The organism is uncultured Romboutsia sp. (assembly GCF_958366745.1).
Taxonomy (GTDB): domain Bacteria; phylum Bacillota; class Clostridia; order Peptostreptococcales; family Peptostreptococcaceae; genus Romboutsia; species Romboutsia timonensis.
Genome location: NZ_CATXCO010000231.1, coordinates 1 through 3,660, shown reverse-complemented (window position 1 = coordinate 3,660; position 3,660 = coordinate 1). Strand labels below are relative to the sequence as shown.

The 3,660-nt window shown below is 25.2% G+C and carries 4 protein-coding genes; all 4 read right to left on the bottom strand.

The annotated features are described in order from the left end of the window. Positions 1-445, bottom strand: a 445-nt coding sequence (locus tag Q5F54_RS11845) for an FAD-binding protein (protein WP_302334486.1), incomplete at its 3' end; no start/stop codon positions are given. Between the two features lie 2 nt (positions 446-447). Further along, positions 448-1,869, bottom strand: coding sequence for an NAD(P)/FAD-dependent oxidoreductase (locus tag Q5F54_RS11840; RefSeq protein WP_302334485.1), 1,422 nt, complete (start codon positions 1,867-1,869; stop codon positions 448-450). A 324-nt stretch (positions 1,870-2,193) separates the two neighbouring features. Then, on the bottom strand, positions 2,194-2,388 hold the full coding sequence (locus tag Q5F54_RS11835; RefSeq protein ID WP_071121045.1) for a hypothetical protein: 195 nt from the start codon (positions 2,386-2,388) through the stop codon (positions 2,194-2,196). Between the two features lie 83 nt (positions 2,389-2,471). After that, positions 2,472-3,660 (bottom strand): hypothetical protein (locus Q5F54_RS11830; protein WP_302334484.1); only part of this gene is annotated, 1,189 nt, incomplete at its 5' end.

Below are 3,660 nucleotides of genomic sequence, written 5' to 3'. Positions count from 1 at the left end.
GTATCATATTACCTATACTAAATATTTTTTTAGCCATTCCTACAGTTAATATTCCAGAACATCTGTCTCCAACCATACTTATAGCTTTTCTTGAACCTTCTTTTGCACCATTAGCTAAAATTATTTTTTTTCCTTTTATCTTTTCTATACCACATTCTGAACTTGTGCAAAGTACCTCATTATTTTCTTCTATTTTTAAAACCATAGTATTTAATTTTAAATCAACACTACACTTATCAAAACGTTCCATTAGTACCTTTTTATACTCTTGTCCATTTATAGCATTTTCTCTACTTATATTATAATTTCCTAAATTTAAAGCTCCACCTAAAACAGGATCTTTTTCTATTAATAATATATTATCCATACCTTGCTTATTAGCTTCTATTGCACATAGTATACCTGCCGCTCCACCGCCAACTATAATTAAATTGTACTCTTTCATAATTAGTCCTCCTTAAATCCAACAACTGTAGATGATTTAGAATTTTTATTAACCTCGCTTATATCTATATTTAAAGTTTTACTTAAAATCATACTTATTGGTATCATACATCCTGTTCCTTGACATCCACCCATCATTGCACGAGTTCTTCTTTTTATACCATCTAATGTTGTTGCACCTAAAGGTCTTTTTATAGAATCTATAATCTCACCTTCTGTAACAAATTCACATTTACATACCATCTTTCCGTATGATGGATTTTCTTTTATAAGTTTATTTTTTTCTTCTATATTTAAATCAGCCATTCTTATCATTTTTTCTCTAGTTGATTTAAAATTCTCTTTTTTAGTTAATTGTATTTTATCACTTATTAAATCTATAACATAAGTTGCTATAGCAGGTGCTGCAGTAAGACCTGGTGAGTCTATTCCTATTACATTTATAAAGTTAGGATTATCCTTAGCTTCTTCTATTATAAAGTCTTCACTTTCAACTTTAGGTCTTAACCCACTAAATGTATTTAATACTCTATTAAATGGTAATTCCTTTATTGTTTTCTTACTCTTTTCCATTATTTCATCTATACCAGTTCTTGAAGTAGATATACCATTATCTGCTTTTGCATTTGGTCCAAGTAATAAGTTACCATCAACTGTTGGAGTCACTAAAACTCCTTTACTTAATTTAGATGGTACTTGGAATAATGTTTTTTTGCACATACCTCCTGCAACTTTATCAAATAAACAATATTCACCTTTTACTGGATTTATTTCATATTTAAATTCACTTATTAAATTATTTAAATATGCTCCACCTAGTCCACTTGCATTTATAACCATCTTAGCTTTTAAGTTTTCTCCATTATTTAAACTTAAATTATATCCATTATCTTCTCTTTTTATATCTATAACAGCTAGTCCTAATTTAAATTCAACTCCATTTTCAACAGCATTTTCTCCTAATGCTAAAGTCATTTCATATGGACTTACTATACCTGAAGTTTTAACATGTAATGCACCAACTACATCTTGATTTATATTACTTTCTAAAGCTAACACTTCTTCTTTATTTAAGAGTTCTAATCCTTCAACTCCTAAGTTTTCACCGTTAGATTTTAATAATTTTAATCTCTCTAATTCATCTTCATTAAATGCTAATACTAATGCTCCATTTCTTTTAAAAGGAAATTGTAATTCGTTGGCTAGTTCATCCATCATTTTATTTCCTTGTAAATTTAATTTAGCTTTTAAAGTTCCTTTTTTTTCATTATATCCACCGTGGATTATACCACTATTTGCTTTTGATATTCCTTCTGATACATCTTCATTTTTATCTATAACTAATACATCTAATTTATATTTTGATAATTTTCTTGCTATAGCACAACCAACTACTCCCGCACCTATTACTATAATGTCTTTCATATAATTTCCTCCTTTGTAATGGGCTTATATATGTAAAATTTTAACTAATATATTTTTATATTATATAATGAATTAATTTATAAGTAAAATTTATAATTTTTATAATTATCATTAATTTTTCTTATAATACTATATTTATTTTTATTTATATTTTAAAATTATTTCAATATATATATATACTTAATTTTTATAATTTTTTAGCTTTATAAAAATTAAGTATATCTTTTTTGACATTATTAATTTATTTTCACAAAAAAAGTTGCCTCAAATAATTATTATTTTAAGACAACTTATAATTTAATTACAAATAAAATATATATTATTTTAACAATCAATCCAAGTATGACTTCCATTATATATAAACTCACTATGTTTACACTCTGGACATACATATACTTTAAAAATTAAATGCTCTTCAACATCAAATAAAGATTTTAGTATACCTCTATTATTATCTTGTGAATCAAATCTATACTCCTTTAAAAACTTAAGCTCTGTATTGCATCTTAAACATTCCATAACAAATCCCCCATTACATTGCACAATTTTTATTAATATTAATTATAACAATATTTAACTATTATATAAATAACTTTATATCCCTATTTAATTTCCATCTCCCAAGGTCCATATAGTACAAACTCACCATCACTAAATTTAATTTTCATATTTCGTTTATTAATATTTTTAGGTGTTACATCAATTATATCTAAAATAGCATCTTCATTTTTCTGTGTAAATGTCATACTACAACCATTAGATGAGTTTCCAAATACTCCTTCTTGAATTTCTACATTCAGAGTTCTTCTTTTAATCACTTTGTTGTTTTTATTAAAATCCAAATAAATTCTTATATTTTCATCATATCTCTTTATTTTTTTTATTTTAAAAGAATTATTTTCATTATTAAATCCATAATCTCTATTATTCTCTATAACTACTTCTTTATTAAGATTAATAGTTTCACCATTCTTAGGTATTGGTAGCTTTATTACTTTACTACTTTGAACTACACCATATGGAGCTAATGTTATTTTAGGTATTATTATCTTATATGGTTTTTCCATATTAGAAGTATCAAAAATAAAATTATTACTTCTATCTCCATGTTGTACTATCTTACCTTCAACTTCTTTTCCTTTTTTATCTCTAAGAATCACTTCATAATCATAAGTATTAGTTTTTTCATTGTAATTATATGGATTTCCATAATACATTACTTGTAAGTCTTTCTCTTCTATTGAACTTATGAAGTTAACATCTAATAAGTTACCTTCTTCTTTTACTACTGAAACTATTTCTACATTGTTTTTAGTGTCTGAAGGACCTAAATCCTTATAGCTAGAAACTGCATCAGACTTTATTAATGAAAAGTTAAGTTCAAAATTGGTTTTATCACCAAGATCTAAACTAACTTCTATTTTTTCATTACTATAATTAAGGTTATAATTACTGCTAATTTCATATTTCCATTCATTTCCCGAACTTCCTATTCCAGAAAAGGTTGTATCTATATTTTCATTACCTATTTTTATAGTTGTATAATCCTTTTTAGGAATTTGACCAATACCTGATATCTTCATATTAACAGTTTTATCCTTAGTATTTAGTACAAAACTCTCTAAAGTTATTGTATTATTATTCTTATTTTTTGTTATAGGATTATCTAGTTTGTACACTACTGAATCACTTTTTATAACTTGCCCAGTTGTATCTACATAATTGTATACTTTATCAACTATAGCTTTAACTACAAGTGGAAATACTGTTAAAATACATACAATAGATGCT

Bases quoted from the DNA above. Each gene is read 5' to 3' on its own strand.
- Q5F54_RS11835 (WP_071121045.1), bottom strand. From the start codon at position 2,388: ATGGAATGTTTAAGATGCAATACAGAGCTTAAGTTTTTAAAGGAGTAT.
- Q5F54_RS11840 (WP_302334485.1), bottom strand. From the start codon at position 1,869: ATGAAAGACATTATAGTAATAGGTGCGGGAGTAGTTGGTTGTGCTATA.